The organism is Acinetobacter sp. YH12069 (assembly GCF_013419675.1).
GTDB classification, from domain to species: domain Bacteria; phylum Pseudomonadota; class Gammaproteobacteria; order Pseudomonadales; family Moraxellaceae; genus Acinetobacter; species Acinetobacter amyesii.
In genome coordinates, this window is record NZ_VOZS01000004.1 from 153,351 (window position 1) to 172,909 (window position 19,559).

Sequence of the window (19,559 nt, forward strand, 5' to 3'; positions counted from 1 at the left end):
TGAGATTTCTCCAAAAATATTATAAAAATCAAGACATAAAAAAACCTGATCAGGGTTGCCGATCAGGTATAAACTTGGTGGGCAACCTTTTTCATGCCCGAACGCGTTCAGGCAATTATCTAAACTGCCAAAAGTAATAATATGCGTTTGAGATTAAAGGTTGCTTTAACATCTTGATTTCATCAAAAAGTATCTATCTGAAAATTAAAATACGCTGTATTCATCGGTTTGACAATAGTTTTTTGCTATTTTGTTGTATTAAATAACTCTGCTGTAAATAATTGCGACCTATTTTTAAAATTTGATGTATTGATTAATAAATAAACATTTATTAGACTGCACAACATTAGGCTGTCTTAAGATTTTTTCCATTTATTTTTAATTCGAGTATTTGCCAATGAAGTAAGCCCTGTTTTTTTCATCATCAAATCCATTTTTTGATGTGCAAACACATGGCTAATGACTTCGACTGCATTTTCTCAAATATTGTCTTTTTTATAGAATAAAATTAGTTATTTGTATTGCGCATCTTTGCTATCGCAAGGTGCATCTATGACTCAAACAGCTTGTACAATTTCCAAACTAAGCTTGGAATTTCCTTCTAAAACACTTTTTAAAAACCTGAAATTTAACCTCAATCAACAACAGCTTTCGGCATGTATTGGTCGCAATGGTTTAGGAAAGTCCTGCATCCTTAAAATCTTACATGAGCAAAATCTGAAAGATCTCCCCTATGAAGGTGAAATTTTATGGAATGTACCACATGCTTATTTATCACAATTTTCTCGACTAGAAGCTGACACGATTGCTTCTGCACTCGGTGTGGAAGATTTATATAACGCATTTCAACGTATCGAAATAGGCAATGCCAGTTTTGAAGACTTTGAGCTGACTGAAAACCAATGGCACCGTCCTGCACTATGGCAGCAACAACTTAAGCAGGCTTCACTTCCAACAGATTTAAATTTCCCAGTCGCTCAGCTGAGTGAAGGTCAAAAAACCAAATTGGCTTTGTGTGCATTATTTTTAAAAACTGGCCATTATTTACTTTTGGATGAACCTAGTAACCATTTAGATGCATCCTCACGCTTATGGCTCATCGATCGTTTAAAAAACCATCCTGCGGGTGCATTCGTCGTCAGTCATGATCGAGAGTTGCTGCAACATGTAGAGCATATCTATGCTTTAAATGAGTTTGGACTCAGTCATGTTACTGGCAACTATGAAGACTACATTCAACAAAATGATCTGCAAAATAAAGCCTTACAGCGTAATGTTTTACAGCATCAGCGTGAGTTAAAACAACTCAAATCACAGCAACACAAAACACAGATGAACGCGCAAAAACGAGAACAACAAGGTCATGCACTACGCAAGTCAGGCTCCCAAGCCAAAGTATTACTCGATTTTAAAAAAGAACAAGCCGGTCAAAGCCTCGCGACAGTTCAAACGCAACAGCAGAAGCAATTGGAAGAAAAGAGATCTCAACTGATTCAGTCACAGCAACTACTTGAACATGTCAAAGAGCAGAAATTCGTTTTTCAACATCACGCTGAAAAAACAGGAGAAATTTTAAGAGTTAAACATTTTCATCGCAAAACATCTCAGCACCTTCCTTTCGATTTGGCCTTACAGGCAGGTGAAAAAATTCATTTAAAAGGAAAAAATGGTATTGGTAAATCTACATTTCTAAAATATCTGAGTCAGATCACATCACAGTCTAGCCATGAATTATTTTTGTCTGTGCATACCCTGTATTTAGACCAAAACTTGAGTGATTTATCACCTGAATTGAGTGTTTTAGACAATCTAGCAAAGTTTAATCCTGAGGTTTCCTCAACGGAATGGCGTAATCAACTCGGTCAACTTAGAATCCGCGGTCAAAAAGCGGAACTACCATTTCACTGTTTAAGTGGTGGTGAACGTTTAAAAGCGACCTTGTTGGGCTTAAATTATTTAACATTGAATATTGAGCTTTTATTGTTAGATGAACCTGAAAACCACTTAGATATAGAGTCTAGAGCGTTATTGGCTCAAGCCATTCAGCATTATACAGGTGCGGTGATCCTCGTTTCACATGATGCATATTTTGTAGAATCTTGTGGCATTCAGAGTAGCGTGCAATTAGTTGAATAACTCTTGCTCACTAGATATATCTAAAAAAGCCAAAGTAGATGAACGTTACTTTGGCGAATTTACTGCTTTAGAAATCGTTCTTATTTAACTGATATTACGCACGTAAAAGTAATTTCGCATTTTTAAAATGCTTTTTCAGTCTATTCGACGGAGTCTTACATCTAGGGTTTAGATAAAGAGATTAGCCTTCGGCTGGAGGTGCTCTTACGAAACAATGTTTCTCATTAGGCAAAATGAGAAGCAAAGCTTCGCAAGGAAACCATCTTGCAGTGCAATGCACCTCACCGACAAAACTCGTTCACTAGCGTCAAATTATTCAAAGTATCGCAAAAGCATTTTTGATGAGAAGTAGTCCTGTCTCAAACAGTTGCAGATGACGTTACCGTGTATCGTTCTTTTATTTGAATCAAATTGCGTTTCTGGTGTTAATACATAACTTCAGCTTCTAATTTAAGATCTCTTAGGACAATATTGCTAAACAATACTGTTTTTTAACGCCCGATTTTCTTCATGATTTTTTGTTTAACATGCTGCTGAAGTGATGCTGAGCGTTCCTTGAACTCGGCTCTCCAGTCATTCGGCACTGAGCATTTCGCGAGGCGAACCCAAACGCTAGCAAATTGTTTGATAAAACTGGCTTCATTATAGTGAATACCATATTCCTCACAAACTGCTTTAATTTTAGGTGCAGCTTCTGCATAGCGGTTTGCAGGCATATCTGGAAATAAATGGTGTTCAATTTGGTGACTTAAATTACCACTGAGTATATGCAACCATTGTGTTCCACTAAAATTACTGGAGCCACGAATTTGACGGAGATACCACTCTGCTCGAGTTTCATTTTCGGTATTGTCCATCTCAAAGTTTTCCGCATCTTCAGTAAAATGGCCATTAAAGATGACAGCGGAAGCCCATAAGCTACGAATCACGTTGGCTACAGCATTTCCTGCAAATACAGGAATCGCATTGGGACCTGCAATAAGCGGGAAAAACACATAATCTTTAATCACTTGGCGCTTAATTTTCTGACGTACATCGGCTGCTTCATGCCATACATCTTTCCAAGTTTTGGTTTTATACGCAATAACATCTTCTAAATGTAAACGTTGAATGCCGACATACCACTCAAAGAAAACCATGAGTTGGGCAGCCAGTGGAATATTAAAAAGGAAACGTGGCTCCCACTTTTGCGATTCACTCACACGAATTAAACCATAGCCGACATCATGGTCCATACCGACAATATTGGTATAGGTATGATGCACATAGTTATGGGTATATTTCCAGTCTTGGCCTGTAGCAATGGTATCCCAATCATAATTAGCACCATTTAAGCTTGGGTCATTTAACCAATCAAACTGACCATGCATCACATTATGACCGAGTTCCATGTTCTCTACGATTTTAGAAATACCTAATAAACCTGTACCCATTAACCAAACCGGTGGAATCCAACCTGCAAACATCAACATGCCACGAGATGCGATCTCGCTATAACGTACAAAATTACGAATTTTATAAATATACGCTGCATCTTTTTCACCTACACTCTGCATGATTTCACGTCGTATTTGCTCGACTTTTTCGCCAAATTCAGCAGTTTGTTCTGGAGATAAATAACGTGACTTACTATTCGGACGAATATATATCGATTGATTCATGATGATGCCCCTGATTTGTTTTTATGCGGCTTGGATTAGAGTTGAATACGTACAGGTGAAATGGCCTGAGAGACACATAACTTGATTTGCGTGTTATTCGCATGATCAATTGCGCCAGTGAGTAAGTTTTTCACTGACCCCTGCAATTTCGTACACGAACAAGTATTACAAATACCCATCCGACAACCATGCGCAGGTTTTAAACCGGCTTTTTCAGCACTTTCCAGTAAATTTCCCTCTGCCAAAAAATCTTGCTGGGCTAAACTAAAAGTAACAGGTTGAGCAGGTACTGAATCATCAGCAATCATTTGAAAGTATTCAGTATTTAAATACTCTGAAAGCCTTAACTCACGATACAATTGCTCAATGCTTTGCATCATTTGCGTTGCACCACAGGCATAGCAATCTCGCAGCTTAAAATCAGGAACCATGTGATTTAGCACCTCTGGTGAGATATGCAATTTGGTTTTCAGCGTATTAATCGCATGTAAATGTACATGGTTAGATTGCTTCGCTAGTTGAATCAATTCATCCAAATAAGCATCATCTCGATTGAAGTAAATCAGGTCAACTGTACGTCCAAGCTGAATGGCTTGTTTAAACAAAGCCATGATTGAGGTAATACCACTCCCTGAAGCAAGCAGTAAAATTGGGCGATCCGAATTTAGCTTTAGACCAAACACACCTTGCGGTTGGGATAATTCAACAACATCACCTGTTTTTAATTGCGTCAGGCAGTTGGACACTTTGCCTTGTTGTTTGACGGCAATCACCACATGACCTGATGTATTGATTTCGACGATGCTATAGCTACGTTGATGACGTACACCATCTTTGACAACTGTCACCAGAACACATTGGCCTGGTCGAGAGTTTGCTGCTTTAAAATTTTGATTCGCTAAAAAACTCAGTTCATAAAACCCGATCCCCACACAACGTGATTTGACTAATTGTGCTTTTACACGTTTGTAGGCCCAAATTGCATCAAATTTTTCTGCAATAAAATCAATAAAATCTTCCCGAATCCACTCAGGCTTGTAACTTGTAGTTGTCATTTTTTGCCTCGGATAATGCATTAATATACATTTGTTTTTTAAATTATGCTTACATTAAGTTTAGTGCTAATTCCCCACCATGTGAATTCGGGACAAAATCTATCATTTGGCATTTTTTATCATTTTATGTCTAACAATCTGTCACTTTTTGCAAATCCAAATTTGAAGTTCTGATTTGTCGTAACAACACAAATAAAAAAAACTAGGCCAAAGCCTAGTTTTTAAAACAGTGAAAATTAACGCATTAATATTTAATGATTAGTAGATAAATCAATAATATTTAAATCAATGTTTAGTCTTCAAAATGCACAACAGAGCGAATTGATTTACCTTCATGCATTAAATCAAACGCTTCATTGATTTTATCCAACCCCATGGTATGGGTCACGAATGGTTCAAGTTTGATCTCACCTGACATGGCTTCTTCTACCATACCCGGTAATTGTGAACGACCTTTAACACCACCGAATGCAGTGCCTTTCCAAGTACGACCAGTAACCAATTGGAATGGACGGGTTGAAATTTCTTGACCTGCACCTGCCACACCAATAATCACAGATTGACCCCAACCACGGTGAGCACATTCCAAAGCAGAGCGCATCACATTGGTATTGCCAATACATTCAAATGAATGGTCGACGCCCCAGCCCGTCATTTCTACAATCACTTCCTGTACAGGACGTTCATAATCTTTTGGATTAACAAAATCTGTAGCGCCAAATTCTTCAGCCAGTTTGAATTTGTCAGGATTGGTATCTACGGCAATGATACGACCTGCTTTGGCTTTTTTAGCACCTTGTACCACAGCCAAACCAATTCCACCTAAACCAAAGACTGCAACTGAGTCACCTTCCTGAACTTTAGCGGTGTTTTTAACTGCACCTAAACCAGTAGTTACGCCGCAACCCAACAAACATACATGTTCATGGTTCGCTTCAGGGTTAATTTTTGCCAAAGACACTTCTGCAACCACAGTATATTCAGAGAATGTTGAACAGCCCATATAGTGATAAATAGGCTGACCATTATACGAAAAACGTGTTGTACCATCTGGCATTAAACCTTTCCCTTGTGTTGCTCGAACAGATACACAAAGATTTGTTTTACCCGATTTACAGAATAAACATTCACCACATTCTGCGGTATAAAGTGGAATAACATGATCACCTGGTTGCACTGAAGTCACACCTTCACCGACTTCAACCACAACACCTGCACCTTCATGCCCTAAAATTGCTGGAAATACGCCTTCAGGATCATCACCTGATAATGTAAATGCATCTGTATGACACACACCTGTATGGCTAATTTTGACTAAAACCTCACCTGCTTTAGGTGGTGCCACATCAATTTCAACAATTTCTAAAGGCTGACCCGGTCCAAAAGCAACGGCTGCACGTGATTTCATGTCTAAAAACATCCTGTATGGCTTATATTAACAGATGAGTTACAGTAACCTCTTTTTAAGCCTAGATACAACCTTAAAACATGATGTTATGATGAATTTTTCAAGGAATGATTAATGCTATTCGAATGATACAATTACGTGAAATAAGTTGTACTGTCGGTTTAACTGTTTCCATCAGCCTATTAACTGGATGCAGCTTACCTAGCAATCAGCCAAAAAAAGATGTCCCTATACAATCACATGCAGAAAAATGGATTACGTCTGCTACGGATTTAGAAAAATTAGAACAAAAACAAACGGCTTATTTAGCATTAGATGATGCCTTCTTAAGCATTGCTTCTCGCCTACATTTGATTCGAAATGCAAAATACACCATCGATTTGCAATATTATATTTGGGAAAATGATGCTATTGGGCATCTGATGTTTCAAGAATTACTGCATGCCGCTGACCGTGGGGTAAAAGTCAGGCTACTAATTGATGATCAAAACGGGACGAAACTCGATCCGACCTTACAATCCCTTTCAGCTCATCCCAACATTTCAATCAAACTGTTTAATCCCTATAAATTCAGAAAATTACGTGTCATTGATTATGCATTTCGCTTAAAGCATATTAACCATCGTATGCATAATAAATTAATTGTTGCCGATGGTTTTATAGGCGTAACTGGTGGTCGTAACATCAGTAATGAATATTTTGATGCCAGTGAAAGTTTTCAATTTACAGATTTGGATATCCTTTTCTATGGGGAAGCCATTCAACAAGCCAATCAAGTGTTTTTGAACTTTTGGAATGATGATTTAAGTTATTCTGTTCAGCAATGGATTGGTGCAGGTACAAAAGAAGAATTAAATCAATTAAGAAAAACATATAAAGAAAATTCAGCAACCTTGACTAAAGATCAGCAGCGCATTAACTATGCACAACAACAACTGGCGGCACAGCTTAAACTTAGACCGGTAAATTGGGCCGAAGCACATTTTATTGCGGATAGTCCGAATAAAATACGTGGTGAAGCCAAAGAACAAGAATTGATTTATAACCAATTTTCCACCTTAATGGGACAGCCCAAAGAACGCATGGAATTGGTTTCGGCTTATTTTGTTCCTACGCAACAAGGCACTGACTTTCTGACGGGTCTTGCAGGTAAAAATGTAGAAGTCCGCGTCTTGACCAACTCATTTTTAGCCAATGACGTCGCTGTCGTTCATGCGTTTTATCAAAAATATCGCAAAGACTTACTCGAAAATGGCGTGAAACTATATGAATTTAAACCTTATATAGAGCGTTCAAAACGCACATGGTATGAGGTCATAACTGGAAATATCATCCCTGCGAAAGGCAAAAATGCCTTTAGTTTGCATGCAAAATTTTTCGATATCGACGGAATGGTGTTTATTGGATCATTTAACTTTGATCCACGTTCCGCAAATTTAAATTCGGAAGTTGGCCTTGTCGTTAAGTCTGATCGATTACAAAACGATATTTCTGCCGCATTAAACCAATATTTACCGCAAATTGCGTATGAATTAAAACTGGATGAAAACGGCGAAATCATTTGGTTAGAGCATCAAAAAAATGGAAAAACCAAAACCTATACCCATGAACCTGAAACAACTCGATTCCAACGATTTAGTATAAAAGCAGTGTCATACCTCCCGATTGAATGGATGATGTAATGACAACGTACTGCTAAATAATTGAATTGCCCTCGTTGAGGCTATTTATTGAAATAATCTGATAAGTTCGATCAAGTCAAAAACGGTCTTAGTCAGTCTCGTTCATATGAGTGCTGGCTTTTGAAAATGACCAAACCATTGACTTCACCAATGAATTCCACTTGACCATACTTAGCTGCTTTCAGCGCGGCTAAATGTTCCTCAACTGACATATACAACTCATGATTTTGCTGAGCATGTGGTGCATATAAATGATCACATACAAAATACACGCCTTGTGTATTTAACAACTTTTTTACAGTCCGATGAAACTCTGCTGCATACGCCTTATGTCTCAATTCATGTAAGGCCTGATGAATAATAATCACATCAAAGGTGCTTTTCTCATTGAAATGAAGAGGTTCTTCCCAATTAGATTGTTTGAAATCCCCTGTTATAAAATTACATTTTAAGCGTTGCGATGCACTTAGTTTTCCTTTTGCCAAGTCATGCATAGCTTCGGAAAAATCAAATGCTGTGTAATCTATATTTGGACAATGATTGATTAAAAACTCAGCCAAATAGCCTGGGCCTGAACCGAGTTCAAGCACGTGCGCATTCGTGTTGAAAGCCAAAATAGAGTCGACATACATTTGAAATATGTCATAACGCCACGGACGTTTAAGATTGACTTCAGCAGCCCATTGTTTAGCTTGGATTGGATCTTTTAAGTCTATGGGGCTTGGTACATGGTTTGTGTGTATATTATTTTCGCAATTCATTTTTCTTAGACTTAATTTAGATAGATTGAATGCTATTTATACATAAAATATCTCAATAAAAGCAAAGGTTTTACTCAAACTTGATGATGCTTTAACATCCACCTCTTATTTTGTTTTATCTCCTCCTAAAGTTTTCTAATGCAATTTTTTGATTTAAGCCGCCAATTTAATTTAAGTGATATTTTAACGCCTTTTACGACACTTCCTGAACTTGGTCATCAAGAATGGTTTTTGTCGAAAGTTCGGGTTGAGCATGACTGCTTATCTGACAATGACATGATTGAAGGCCAAGCTGTACTTAAATCTAATCACAATATTCAAATTGAGTTGGAATGGTTAATTCAAGATACAGGTCATGAATTACAGCTTTTATTTAAAGGCATTGAAACTGCAGCTAGCGAAGAAACTTTGGTGATCGTGAAAGGCGCGCAAATTGTAGATGATGCAAACAAAAAAGTTTCATCCCAGACTCTGAGTTTATGGATCGATGGCACTTTACTGCCTATGCTGCCTCATATTCGCAAAGAAATTAAAGCGCGTTTAAACCTTTGGGATTATGTTGAATATGATGGCTAAGGAGTTGATGTTTATCCATAAGATGCCACGTGTTGAGTATTGAATGTTGCCTGTTTAAATGAGACATATATTTCAAGGTATCTCACAATAACGTAAACTTCCCTAAAGTAAGCCTATATCTTTAAATAAGCTTTGATAGGCTTCAGCTTTTTTTTCCAGTGCTAGTGGATAAGCTCTAGATGATGATGGCATACGGTATAAAGTCAAATCTCTGCCTGCAAATTCGATATGAACAGCATGCCCAATGTGTGGTTTTTCAGTATTTTCTGGCATCGAGAGCATCAAAGTATCAGTCGCCTTGTCTCCCGTCGTCATAATACTGCGGCAATTCGGCATCTGCGTGAGTAACTTCGCAATATCGGTTGGCTGATAAATCTGTAAAAACTTGTCTGATGCATTGCCTTTCAAACGAATCACTTGATAGGCCGTATCAAAAATGCCTATGCCTGTTTCATTTAAAAAATCTCGAATGAGCTGTTCTTTAAAAGTTTTGCTCTCTAGATTGAGAAAATGATTTTTATCCTGAAAAAAACATAGGCCAAAGATTTTCCACATGTCATTTTGGAAATTTGGATAGTAAAAATCCATTTTCCAGCGTGTTTTGGGTGGTGGAAAACTCCCTAGCATCAAGAGTTTCCCATTTGCTGGCAAAAATGGCGCTAATGGATGCGTTTCAATTTGCGGATTCACGTCTGAAATATCTTTGCTCATGTAAATTTAACTTCGCCCAGTGGTTGAATCATAAAATGTCTATGAAAATTGTTCAGTGATTTGTTTTGCTATTTTTTCAGCCCATAACTGATAAATTTCTTTGCTCGGGTGAAAGCCGTCTTTTGCCATTTGTAAATTTTTTTCACGATATTCTTGTAAATCGTATTCAATTAGCCTCGTATTAGGCTTTGTTTTAATAAAATTTTTTAACAGCGCATTCATCTTCTGAGAATATTGTCCAAACAGCCATGACAATGGAAACGGTAAAGCTGGAAACTCATCCATTGGTGGCACACCTGAAATGATCAATAGCTGTGGTTGAAACTTTTCCTCGACAGCTTGATATAAGCGCTGCTGGAGCTTCAACCACTGGTCTGGTTGTTTTAATGCTGTGACATCATTGACACCAACAGAGCTGATCACGACATCAAAGTTCTGCGTTGTGACATTATCCAAAGCATTGATGATTTGCTGGCTGTTACGCCCCGTTGTGGCTTCAAGGCAAAAGTGAACTTGATAATCAGGCGATAAAATTTTAAGCAATTGTCCCAATAGCGCATCTGACTGATGCTCGACGCCGACACCTGCTGCTGCTGAATCACCTAGTATTAATAGCGATAATGGTCGATTACCCTGACCACTCATCCCACAACGTTCTCCCATCGGTTCTGCTAAACGTGGGGTATTTTTTTTCACACGGTAACCTTGGATCAGTAACGCAGGTAACAGCAGCAGTGTTGATACTTTGAGTAGCATAATATTTGGGTAATGATTTAAAGCTTATCGTCTTCATTATTTTAATTAGTTTAAAAAACAAAGCATTGACTCTATTGTTATTTTTCTACATTTTCTTTTTTTAAAAGCACCATTCTGCGGCATATTGCTAGTTTTTTATATTAATAATGATTATCATTTATCTGATTTCATTCTACCTATTTTATTATTTCAATGAAAAAACTTTCCCTACTTTTTTTGGCTTGTTCTATGAGCTTTGCAGTTTCTTCTGCTTTTGCCCAAATTCAAAATTCACCCGCTTTAACCGATACAACAGAAAAAAAACATTTCCCCTATGCTGCTGCATGTGAAGATGTCAAGGCGCAAAGCCAAATATTATTAAACCTACAACATCAGTTAAATCAAAATCCAAAACAACATGCTCAAATTCTTGAAGATTTTTGGAAGCGTGTAGAGCTTATGGGTACACCAATCATTGAAAACTATGATGAAAAACATGACCGTATAATTTTTTTATGGAAAGGTGCGCAGCATAATGTACGCCTTATTGGTGGCCCGAGTAATGACCATGAATGGTTAACACGCCTACCAAATACCGATATTTGGTTTAAAGAATCGATTATTGATCATCGTTACATTGGCAGTTATAGCTTTGCTGTCGATTTACCGAACTTTGAAGGTTATCTGTCAAATTATTGTCCGCATCTGAATCCTAAACTTAAAGAATCAAGAACGCAGCGTCGTGCTGTGATACAAGTACAACGGATTGATCCTTTCAACAAAAACACTTATCTCGCAAGTGATGACACATCAGGCTTGCGTAATGAAAATTTAGTGGCGCTTAAAGATGCCCCGCCTTTTATTGATCCAAAACAATATCCAAATGTGCACCAGCCCCAATTACAAGAGTTTGTTCTAGACAGCAAAATTTTGAATAACTCACGTAAAATCCAAATTTACCAATCTAAAGCTAAGAAAAATCAAAGCTATATCACCGCTATATTTTTTGATGGTCAGCAATATAACGAGTTGCTGAATGTTCCAAAGGCATTAGATATATTAGTTGAGCAAGGTCAGTTACCGCCAATTCAAGCCATTTTTGTTTCTCCACCGAACGATCAGGAACGACCGAAAGAATTAACACCAAATACTAAATTTTCAGCATTTTTTAGTGATGAACTGAAGCCTTGGATTCAAAAAAATGCACCTGCAAAAGTCGATTCGAAGAAAACGGTACTACTTAGGTCAAGTCTTGGCGGTTTAAGTTCAGCTTATTTAGCCTTAGAAAATCCAAATCAAATTAGTCACGTCGTACCTTTATCTGGATCATTTTGGTGGCAAAATGAAGCGACAGACCTCCCAAATGGCATGAGTAAAATCATTCGTGATAAAACCTCGCAACCTAAACAGCATTGGTTTATTACTGCCAATAGTTATGAAAGCTCACGCAATAATAATGAACTGAGTATTTTAGAGACTTCGCCTATTGTTGCAGCCGACTTAAAAAATAAAGGTCATGATGTACATTACAAATCGTATATAGGCGGACATTCCTACGCGGTATGGCAAGTTGCCTTGCAAGATGCACTCAAACATTTTTTTGCGCAAAAGTAGTTTATAAACGTTTAGATCATAAAAAAGCCCTCAATTGAGGGCTTTTTTTGAAGATGGTACTGATTTAATTCCAGCGGTTTATGCGTTTAAAGGTTCCAAAATCATTGAAACGTACACCAACCTCACGCATGACTTGGTGTGCAGTTTTTGCGGTTAGATGACGAATATAAAACGGCTCTTTGACCACAAAATGGTGGATGGCATGGGTCGAACCAAAGTTAAAGCAAAATAATTGCATTGGGAACAACCACCACGGATTTAACACCTGAGTTTGTTTAATGACATCGCGTGGGTCAATATCACCATAATAATGCATATTTGAGCTGATAAATTGCAAGCAGAAAGAGCGTATAAAGTTCGGAATAATCCAAACCACAGCTAGAAAATTAATCGTTGGAATTAATTTCACTAAATTGACTGACCAACTAATACTTTGCCCTAACATCGGAGCAATTCCATTCACCACATGATAAATGACAAATACATACCAAATGCCGTAATAAACAAAACTTAAAGGAAAAAAACCAGTCAGCTGAGAGAAGAATGCAGTTTTACGTTCTTTTTCAGGCTGTTTTTCAATGAATGTCCTAATCATCTTGAACATTTGAAATGGGCGCAAATAAACCGTCATCAATTGATCGCTAATGACCAATATACGACGTAAACCCCACGGCATGCCATTACTAATGCCCCGTTCTTCCAAATCGTATTCTGAACCTGAATATTTATGGTGGTTGAGATGCAAACGACGACGTGCCCAAGGACTAATGGTATTGGGACGTGCTAACCACACCAAAGCCAACATGAGATGGTGAGCCCACGGCGTCTTTTTAAAATACATATAATGAATCAGGTCATGTTCTAATTCATGTGTCAGTGAAGCAAACATCGCCACCAAAATCACACAAGCCCATGCCGGTAAAATGCCAACAGCAAACGCCCAAGCTGAACCCAACATTCCCAGTAGCGCAAAAATAAGGATGGCTGCGCCTATAAAGTTTTGATGTTTTAAAATGGGATATTGCTGACGTAAGTCTTCACCAGCTTTCGTTACGACAGTTCTGACTTTGTTAATTCGCTGTTGATCTGTCATATCGGAAGACATAGACATAGTACAAACCTAAAAATTAATGAACAGTTGTACATTAAAGCAAATTAAAAAAAAGGAAATCGCTATTTTGAGAACAAATCATCGTCTGTTCAAATATTCAACATTTTATTTATTTTCAATATCTTATTTATAAATAATCTGAGTATTTACTCCATTTTTTCTTTGCAAAATCGGCTGCTTTTACTGTCTTTTCATCACAGGTTTTCTGTATTCATTTTAACCTTCAGAAGGTTGTGAATATCATTTGAGAATAAAAAAGCCCCAATATTGGAGCTTTATTATTACATAAAGGTTTAACCCAATTTATTCACGATCTTCAACGGCAATACTTTCATCGCAAGACCTAAAGGCAACCAAGGCCATTGTGGTACATAAGCTTTAACTGGTGCTTTCTCAATGGCTTTTGCTAAAAGATGTGAACCAGTTTTTTCATCGACTTCAAATGGCAGTTTTTTCGCACCTTCATTGATCTCCGTACGAATATAACCAGGGAAAATAGTCGTCACTTTAATTGGGGTATCAATCAGCTCTGCACGAATACCTTCAGCTAGAGCAGCAACACCTGCTTTACTTGCACCATAAGCCGTTAAATGTTTAGGCATACCACGCATAGCACTCATCGACGAAATCACAACCAAATGCCCTGCATTTTGGCTACGGAAAATTTCAACCGCAGCTTCGCATTGCGCCAAAGCAGAGATAAAGTTAGTTTCAACTGTGGCACGGTTAATTTCAAAATTGCCTTTACCAATACGACGACCTTCACCGACACCTGCGTTGACAATAACACGATCAATACTGCCAAAATCTGCTTTAAAGGCACGGAATACTTCAAACACTTGATCGTAATTTGTGACATCGAGGGTTTTCGCAACCACTTTGATGCCATATTGGCTTTCCAGTTCATTTTTTAGCGTTTCTAGACGCTCTAAACGACGTGCGCAAATGGCCAAGTTGTAGCCTTTTTGTGCAAACTCGCGTGCCATTCCTGCACCAATCCCTGAGCTTGCACCTGTAATTAAAATTGTTTTAGCCATGATAATTCCTTTGTTTATCTTAGATCCAAGTCAATAAATTTGGATCAACTGCTTTTATAAAATGGTGTTCATTTAAACTGAGTAATTGCGGTTCATTTCCAACCAAACGCAGTGTTGTCATACTGGTATTGGCAATGGCCCAATTGAGTGCAAATGTTTTTTCTGGACTCAGCCCTAAAATTTTACCTACGGCAACGGAGATCACTCCACCTGAACTAAACACAACAGCATAGCGTGGTTTGGTTTCAGCCAGTTGAGTGCATAACTTTTCTAGCGCTGTTTCGACTCGACTTTTAAAATGTGGCCAAGATTCATCATATTCATGATGAAATTCTCCACCTGTCCAACGCTCAATGGCGCCTTCAAAAATTTTCGATAAATAAGCACGTGGGTTTTCATGCTTAGATACATCTTCTTTTAATAAATGCGGTTGGTTAAATCGAGGTTCATATTGAGCAAAAACTTGCTGATGATTAAATTCATTCCACGCGTTATCTGTATCAACTTGTGCTTCTGGAAAGCATTCAGCCAATGCAAGATTGGCTGTTTGTTGATGACGTTGCATGGAGCCTGCAACCACATAAGGACTTTCTTTTAAAATACGGTCGAAATACTGTCCCAGCACCTTAGCCTGTAGCTCACCATTGGGAGAAAGCTTGTCATAGCTTTCTGCACCAAAAGAAGCCTGACCGTGCCGAATTAAATATATCGTGGTCATTTCCCTAAAATATCCTTCATTTTTTCAATATATTTTTGTGCCACGTCATTGGCTTCAAGTTTTTGCAAACCGATGAGTTTCAAGGCACGAATATGTAAAGCATGGATCACAATCCAAAAATCTTTGAATGCCGGATTATTGGTTTGCTTGTGGTAAAAGCGGTAATAAATTTGCTGTGCAATTACAGCTAAACGGAAAATGCCGAACACTTCATAAAAGGTCCAATTGTCCGTTTGAAGACCAGTTTTATCCAAATAATATTCAACGACTTCTTTACGGCTAAACATGCCTTTTAGGTTGGTCGGCTGACGGCGTGTGGCTTTAAAAATTGCGTTATCGCCACTTTCAACCCAATACGCCAAAGCAGAACCTAAGTCCATCAATGGATCACCCAGTGTTGCCATTTCCCAATCCAATACGCCAATCACTTGGGTTGGGTCATTTGGATCTAATATCACGTTATCAAAACGCCAATCGTTATGAATTACACAGGTTTTAGAGTCAGCAGGAATATTGTCTTTGAGCCAATTACGGACATATTTAAACGAAGGAACATTTAAGGTTTTGGCTTTTTCATAGCGTGCGTCCCAACCTTCCACTTGACGACGACAGTACCCGTCGCCCTTGCCTATTTTTTCTAAAGCTGTACCTTCATAAGGCACTTGATGCAGTTCAATTAACTTATCGATGACGTTGGTACACAACGCTCGAACTTGAGTTTCATCAAAATTGATTTCTTTGGGTAAGTTTGCACGTGGAATGATACCTTCTACGCGCTTCATCACGTAGAAATCACAGCCAATCACTGATTCATCCTGACATAGCGCCACCATTTCAGGGAGCACAGGATAAAATTCAGATAATGCCTTCTGTACATTATATTCACGTGCCATATCATGTGCAGACTTGGCTTTGGTGCCTTTCGGTGGACGACGTAAAATTAAATCAGCATTGTCGTATTTTAAGCGATAAGTCCAATTTGATGCACCGCCTGAATATTGAGTGACTTCTACAGGCCCTTCTATTTCAACGCCATGTTCAATCAACCAATTTCCTACAGCACGTACATCCAGTTCTTCACCCTCACGAACTGAACCGCCTACATCGATCACTGACATGCTTTTCTTCCTAAATTTGAATCTATCATGATGATAAAAATATAATTTTCTATAGTTTTATAGCATGGACAACTCGGGGTTGCCATGCCAAATATGTGACTACAACTTGTTTATTTTTTACGACGGCTGCTATAACCGCGCTTCGCCAATTCTAATTTTGCAATCATGCCTTTATGCACTTCATCAGGGCCATCAGCTAGACGCAGTGAACGTGCTTGCGCAAAGAAACCTGTGAGCGGTGTATCTCTAGAAACCCCAGCACCACCGTGAATTTGAATCGCCATATCAACAACTTTTTCTAAGACACTCGGCGCGACCACTTTAATGGCAGAAATCTCGGTTAATGCAGCCATATTCCCAAGAGTATCCATTTTATATGCTGCATAAAGGGTCAGTAAACGTGCCTGATCAATCGCAACACGTGCTTCTGCTACGCGTTCTAAATTTCCACCGAGTTTTAAGATTTCTTTACCAAAAGCAGTACGGCTCATACCACGGTCAATCATCAGTTCTAGCGATTTTTCGGCAGCACCAATACAACGCATACAGTGATGAATACGGCCTGGGCCTAAACGACCTTGTGCAATTTCAAAACCTTGACCTGCACCGCCAATAAAGTTTGCAACAGGAACACGTACATTTGTGAAGCTAATTTCACCATGTCCATGTGGTGCATCATAATCACCAAAGACTGGAAGCATACGTTCGATTTTCACTCCAGCAGTTTCAACTGGTACTAAAACCATTGAATGCTGATGATGACGGTCTTTGCTTTCATCTGGTGTATGCGCCATAAAAATAATGATTTTAGCATTAGGATCACCTAAACCTGAAGACCACCACTTACGGCCATTCAATACAATTTCGTCGCCTTCAACGACAGCCGTAGCTTCCATATTGGTGGCATCACTTGAAGCAACAGCAGGTTCTGTCATACAAAATACCGAACGGATTTTGCCGTCTAGTAATGGTGTTAACCATTGCTGCTTTTGTTCTTCGGTACCATAACGCCAAATCACTTCCATATTGCCGCTGTCTGGTGCATTGCAATTGAATACTGTAGGTGCAAGTAAGCTACGGCCTGAAAGTTCTGCGATGTGTGCATATTCTTGTACAGATAAGCCTTGCCCAAGTTCAGGACAAGGTAAGAACATATTCCATAAGCCTGCAGCTTTGGCTTTATCCTTTAAAACCTCTAACTGTGCCGGCCATTGCCATTTGGTCCAATCACCACCTTGGTTCAACTCATGAACTTCTGCCCAAAACTCAGTTTCTACAGGCTCAATTTCATCTTTAATAAATTTTTTTGTTCTTTCAATATAATCTTGTGCACGTGCTGAAAGTTCAAACATGACAATATCCTTTAAATATTATGTTCTTTACGCTTTACAACACCATAACCTGAAATCTAATATGAACAAAATGATTTAATTCAATAGATGAACATGAATAGTATTCATAAAAACACCGTCATTGATATGGGTGTTTTCCACCGTATGGATATCAATTTATATCCACTGTATATCGCAGTTTATGAACAAAAAAGCATTTCAAAAGCAGCACAAATTTTGTGTATTACTCAGTCTGCAGCGAGTCATGCACTTCAACGTTTAAGACAACATTTACAAGATGACTTATTTGTACGTGCTGGAGCAAAAATGCTCCCGACTCCATTTGCTGAACAGATTTATCCCGTAATTAAAAATGCGCTTATTGCGATTCAAAGTATTTCTATCCAAAAACAACAATTTACTCCTTCAATGGTACAGAGCTTAAAAATTGCGGTACATGATGAAATTGAACCGATTATTTTTCCTAAGTTAGTTGAACACTTTCAACAGCAACAGTTTCAGATCCAATTTTCCAGTATTAAATTAGACCGCAAAACCATTGTGGCTGACCTTGCTGCACAGCAAATCGATTTTGCGATTGATCTTGAGCAAAACTTTGGTGAAAAAATAAATTTTCAAACTTTAGTTGAAGACCAATTCGTGGTTTGTAGTCAACATTCCAAGATGGATGAATCTATTTATCTTTCTGCTCCTCACATTGGGGTTTCTTCCCGACGTGCAGGTGTATTAGTTGAAGATATTTATTTAAATCGTAAAAAACACTCTAGAGAGATTTTTTTACGCTGTCAGCATTACTCTACTGCGCTACAAATTTTGGCACAGCAACCCAAGGCGATATTGACGATTCCGCAAAATATTTTGACGCATTTACAGGTTGCTCCCGAACTGAATATTTTTGATGTACCTGTAGACTTGCCGAAAATTAAATTAGGGATGTATTGGCATAATGATTTGGAATTAAATTCACGGCATGTTTTTTTGCGAAGCGAAATTTCTAAAATATTTACTTAGGCTATTTTCAATGGGACACCACTTTACTTAGGCTATTTGCATGTATTTAGATAGAGTTTTGCGTGATGAAACTTGCTGTATATTTATAGATCAAATGCTGATTATTTAAGGTATTTTTAACTGACCGTCGGTTTATTCGACAGCCATATATCATGAGTTCTTATAAAATCTAAACTCCTGTTTTTATGCGATATGACCTCGTTCATATCATTGTGTATGCTTTCAAATCTCTCCGCGAATTGGCTCATGGCTTTAGGTGCAGTACTGTGCCTGATCACAGTCTATGTTCTTTATAAAGTCACCATTTTCTTAAAGGATTTTTTCCAACCTTTTAAGAAAGGAAAATCTTACCTCTGTCGTGTATCTGATATTAGTGATGGCGACACCCTCACCTGCTATCGGATGAATCTAAGACGTTCTAAAACCAAACTTCGCTTTGCTTATGTGGATGCGCCAGAATCGACACAAGCCTACGGTAAAGAGTCAGCCCGCCTGATCAAATCCATGGTTTACAAGAAATTTGTTCGCGTAAAAATCACTGATGTAGACCGTTATGGCCGCTGCGTTGGGGTTATTTATCGCTATCGTAAATGCATGAATGAAGAAATGGTAAAACGTGGTGCTGCGTGGGTTTACGAAGAATACATCCGTGACCAAAAGCATTTGCACTATATGATGAATTTACAAAGCAAAGCACGTAAACAAAAGAAAGGTTTGTGGAAAGCCAGTCGTCCAATGCGCCCTAAAGAGTATCGTAAATTACATAAATAACAGACCACAGTGCAGCATGGCTAAGGAATATTTGATGACTTAGCCATGTCTAATATTTGACCTTTTTTTACTTCGCTATACAATAATGCTGCCCTTTTGGGC

The 19,559-nt window shown here is 38.3% G+C and carries 17 protein-coding genes; 6 read left to right on the forward strand and 11 right to left on the reverse strand.

Features of this window, described 5'->3' with window-relative positions; genetic code table 11:
- The first annotated feature begins 552 nt into the window (after window positions 1-552).
- Window positions 553-2,136: an ATP-binding cassette domain-containing protein gene (locus FTU16_RS03490; protein WP_180162703.1), complete on the forward strand. Its 1,584-nt coding sequence runs from the start codon at window positions 553-555 to the stop codon at window positions 2,134-2,136.
- A gap of 491 nt (window positions 2,137-2,627) precedes the next feature.
- Here the strand turns inward: FTU16_RS03490 and FTU16_RS03495 are convergent, their stop codons facing one another.
- The 3 genes from FTU16_RS03495 to FTU16_RS03505 all read right to left on the reverse strand — a co-directional run bounded on the left by FTU16_RS03495 (window position 2,628) and on the right by FTU16_RS03505 (window position 6,260).
- The gene (locus FTU16_RS03495; RefSeq protein WP_180162704.1) at window positions 2,628-3,797 is read right to left on the reverse strand and encodes an acyl-CoA desaturase; all 1,170 of its coding nucleotides are present in this window, start codon (window positions 3,795-3,797) and stop codon (window positions 2,628-2,630) included.
- A 35-nt stretch (window positions 3,798-3,832) separates the two neighbouring features.
- Window positions 3,833-4,852, reverse strand: a complete 1,020-nt coding sequence (locus tag FTU16_RS03500; RefSeq protein ID WP_180162705.1) for a flavin reductase family protein — start codon at window positions 4,850-4,852, stop codon at window positions 3,833-3,835.
- A gap of 292 nt (window positions 4,853-5,144) precedes the next feature.
- Window positions 5,145-6,260, reverse strand: a complete 1,116-nt coding sequence (locus FTU16_RS03505) for an S-(hydroxymethyl)glutathione dehydrogenase/class III alcohol dehydrogenase (protein WP_168377538.1) — start codon at window positions 6,258-6,260, stop codon at window positions 5,145-5,147.
- 125 nt (window positions 6,261-6,385) lie between these two features.
- Here FTU16_RS03505 and FTU16_RS03510 point away from each other — a divergent pair, with 125 nt between their 5' ends.
- Window positions 6,386-7,942, forward strand: a complete 1,557-nt coding sequence (locus FTU16_RS03510; RefSeq protein ID WP_180162706.1) for a phospholipase D family protein — start codon at window positions 6,386-6,388, stop codon at window positions 7,940-7,942.
- 92 nt (window positions 7,943-8,034) lie between these two features.
- Here FTU16_RS03510 and FTU16_RS03515 read toward each other — a convergent pair whose 3' ends face one another.
- The gene (locus tag FTU16_RS03515) at window positions 8,035-8,703 is read right to left on the reverse strand and encodes a class I SAM-dependent methyltransferase (protein WP_180162707.1); all 669 of its coding nucleotides are present in this window, start codon (window positions 8,701-8,703) and stop codon (window positions 8,035-8,037) included.
- Between the two features lie 138 nt (window positions 8,704-8,841).
- Here FTU16_RS03515 and FTU16_RS03520 point away from each other — a divergent pair, with 138 nt between their 5' ends.
- Window positions 8,842-9,279 carry a hypothetical protein gene (locus FTU16_RS03520; protein ID WP_180152907.1) on the forward strand — a complete coding sequence of 146 codons (438 nt, stop codon included), beginning with the start codon at window positions 8,842-8,844 and terminating at the stop codon, window positions 9,277-9,279.
- A 102-nt stretch (window positions 9,280-9,381) separates the two neighbouring features.
- Here FTU16_RS03520 and FTU16_RS03525 read toward each other — a convergent pair whose 3' ends face one another.
- Together FTU16_RS03525 and FTU16_RS03530 are read right to left on the reverse strand one after the other, a co-directional pair.
- Window positions 9,382-9,990, reverse strand: a complete 609-nt coding sequence (locus tag FTU16_RS03525; protein WP_180162708.1) for a uracil-DNA glycosylase family protein — start codon at window positions 9,988-9,990, stop codon at window positions 9,382-9,384.
- Between the two features lie 39 nt (window positions 9,991-10,029).
- Window positions 10,030-10,746 (reverse strand): SGNH/GDSL hydrolase family protein, encoded by a 717-nt coding sequence (locus FTU16_RS03530; RefSeq protein WP_180162709.1) that lies wholly within the window; start codon window positions 10,744-10,746, stop codon window positions 10,030-10,032.
- Between the two features lie 228 nt (window positions 10,747-10,974).
- Here FTU16_RS03530 and FTU16_RS03535 point away from each other — a divergent pair, with 228 nt between their 5' ends.
- A complete protein-coding gene (locus FTU16_RS03535) occupies window positions 10,975-12,339 on the forward strand; it encodes an alpha/beta hydrolase-fold protein (RefSeq protein WP_180162710.1) in 1,365 nt (454 codons plus the stop codon).
- A gap of 64 nt (window positions 12,340-12,403) precedes the next feature.
- Here the strand turns inward: FTU16_RS03535 and FTU16_RS03540 are convergent, their stop codons facing one another.
- From FTU16_RS03540 to FTU16_RS03560, 5 genes are all read right to left on the reverse strand, one after another.
- On the reverse strand, window positions 12,404-13,450 hold the full coding sequence (locus FTU16_RS03540; protein ID WP_180011456.1) for a fatty acid desaturase: 1,047 nt from the start codon (window positions 13,448-13,450) through the stop codon (window positions 12,404-12,406).
- A gap of 293 nt (window positions 13,451-13,743) precedes the next feature.
- Entirely contained in the window at window positions 13,744-14,487 is a 744-nt protein-coding gene (locus FTU16_RS03545; RefSeq protein ID WP_180134707.1) for an SDR family oxidoreductase, read from the reverse strand.
- 19 nt (window positions 14,488-14,506) lie between these two features.
- The gene (locus FTU16_RS03550; protein ID WP_078193820.1) at window positions 14,507-15,205 is read right to left on the reverse strand and encodes a histidine phosphatase family protein; all 699 of its coding nucleotides are present in this window, start codon (window positions 15,203-15,205) and stop codon (window positions 14,507-14,509) included.
- The gene (locus FTU16_RS03555) at window positions 15,202-16,323 is read right to left on the reverse strand and encodes a phosphotransferase family protein (protein WP_180073901.1); all 1,122 of its coding nucleotides are present in this window, start codon (window positions 16,321-16,323) and stop codon (window positions 15,202-15,204) included. The genes FTU16_RS03550 and FTU16_RS03555 overlap by 4 nt, the downstream gene beginning before the upstream one ends.
- Window positions 16,324-16,433: 110 nt before the next feature.
- Window positions 16,434-17,675, reverse strand: coding sequence for an acyl-CoA dehydrogenase family protein (locus FTU16_RS03560; protein WP_180003722.1), 1,242 nt, complete (start codon window positions 17,673-17,675; stop codon window positions 16,434-16,436).
- Window positions 17,676-17,768: 93 nt separating this feature from the next.
- Between FTU16_RS03560 and FTU16_RS03565 the strand changes: the two genes are divergently transcribed.
- A complete protein-coding gene (locus FTU16_RS03565) occupies window positions 17,769-18,686 on the forward strand; it encodes a LysR family transcriptional regulator (RefSeq protein ID WP_180162711.1) in 918 nt (305 codons plus the stop codon).
- Between the two features lie 216 nt (window positions 18,687-18,902).
- Window positions 18,903-19,457 carry a thermonuclease family protein gene (locus tag FTU16_RS03570; RefSeq protein WP_078193824.1) on the forward strand — a complete coding sequence of 185 codons (555 nt, stop codon included), beginning with the start codon at window positions 18,903-18,905 and terminating at the stop codon, window positions 19,455-19,457.
- Window positions 19,458-19,559 lie beyond the last annotated feature (102 nt).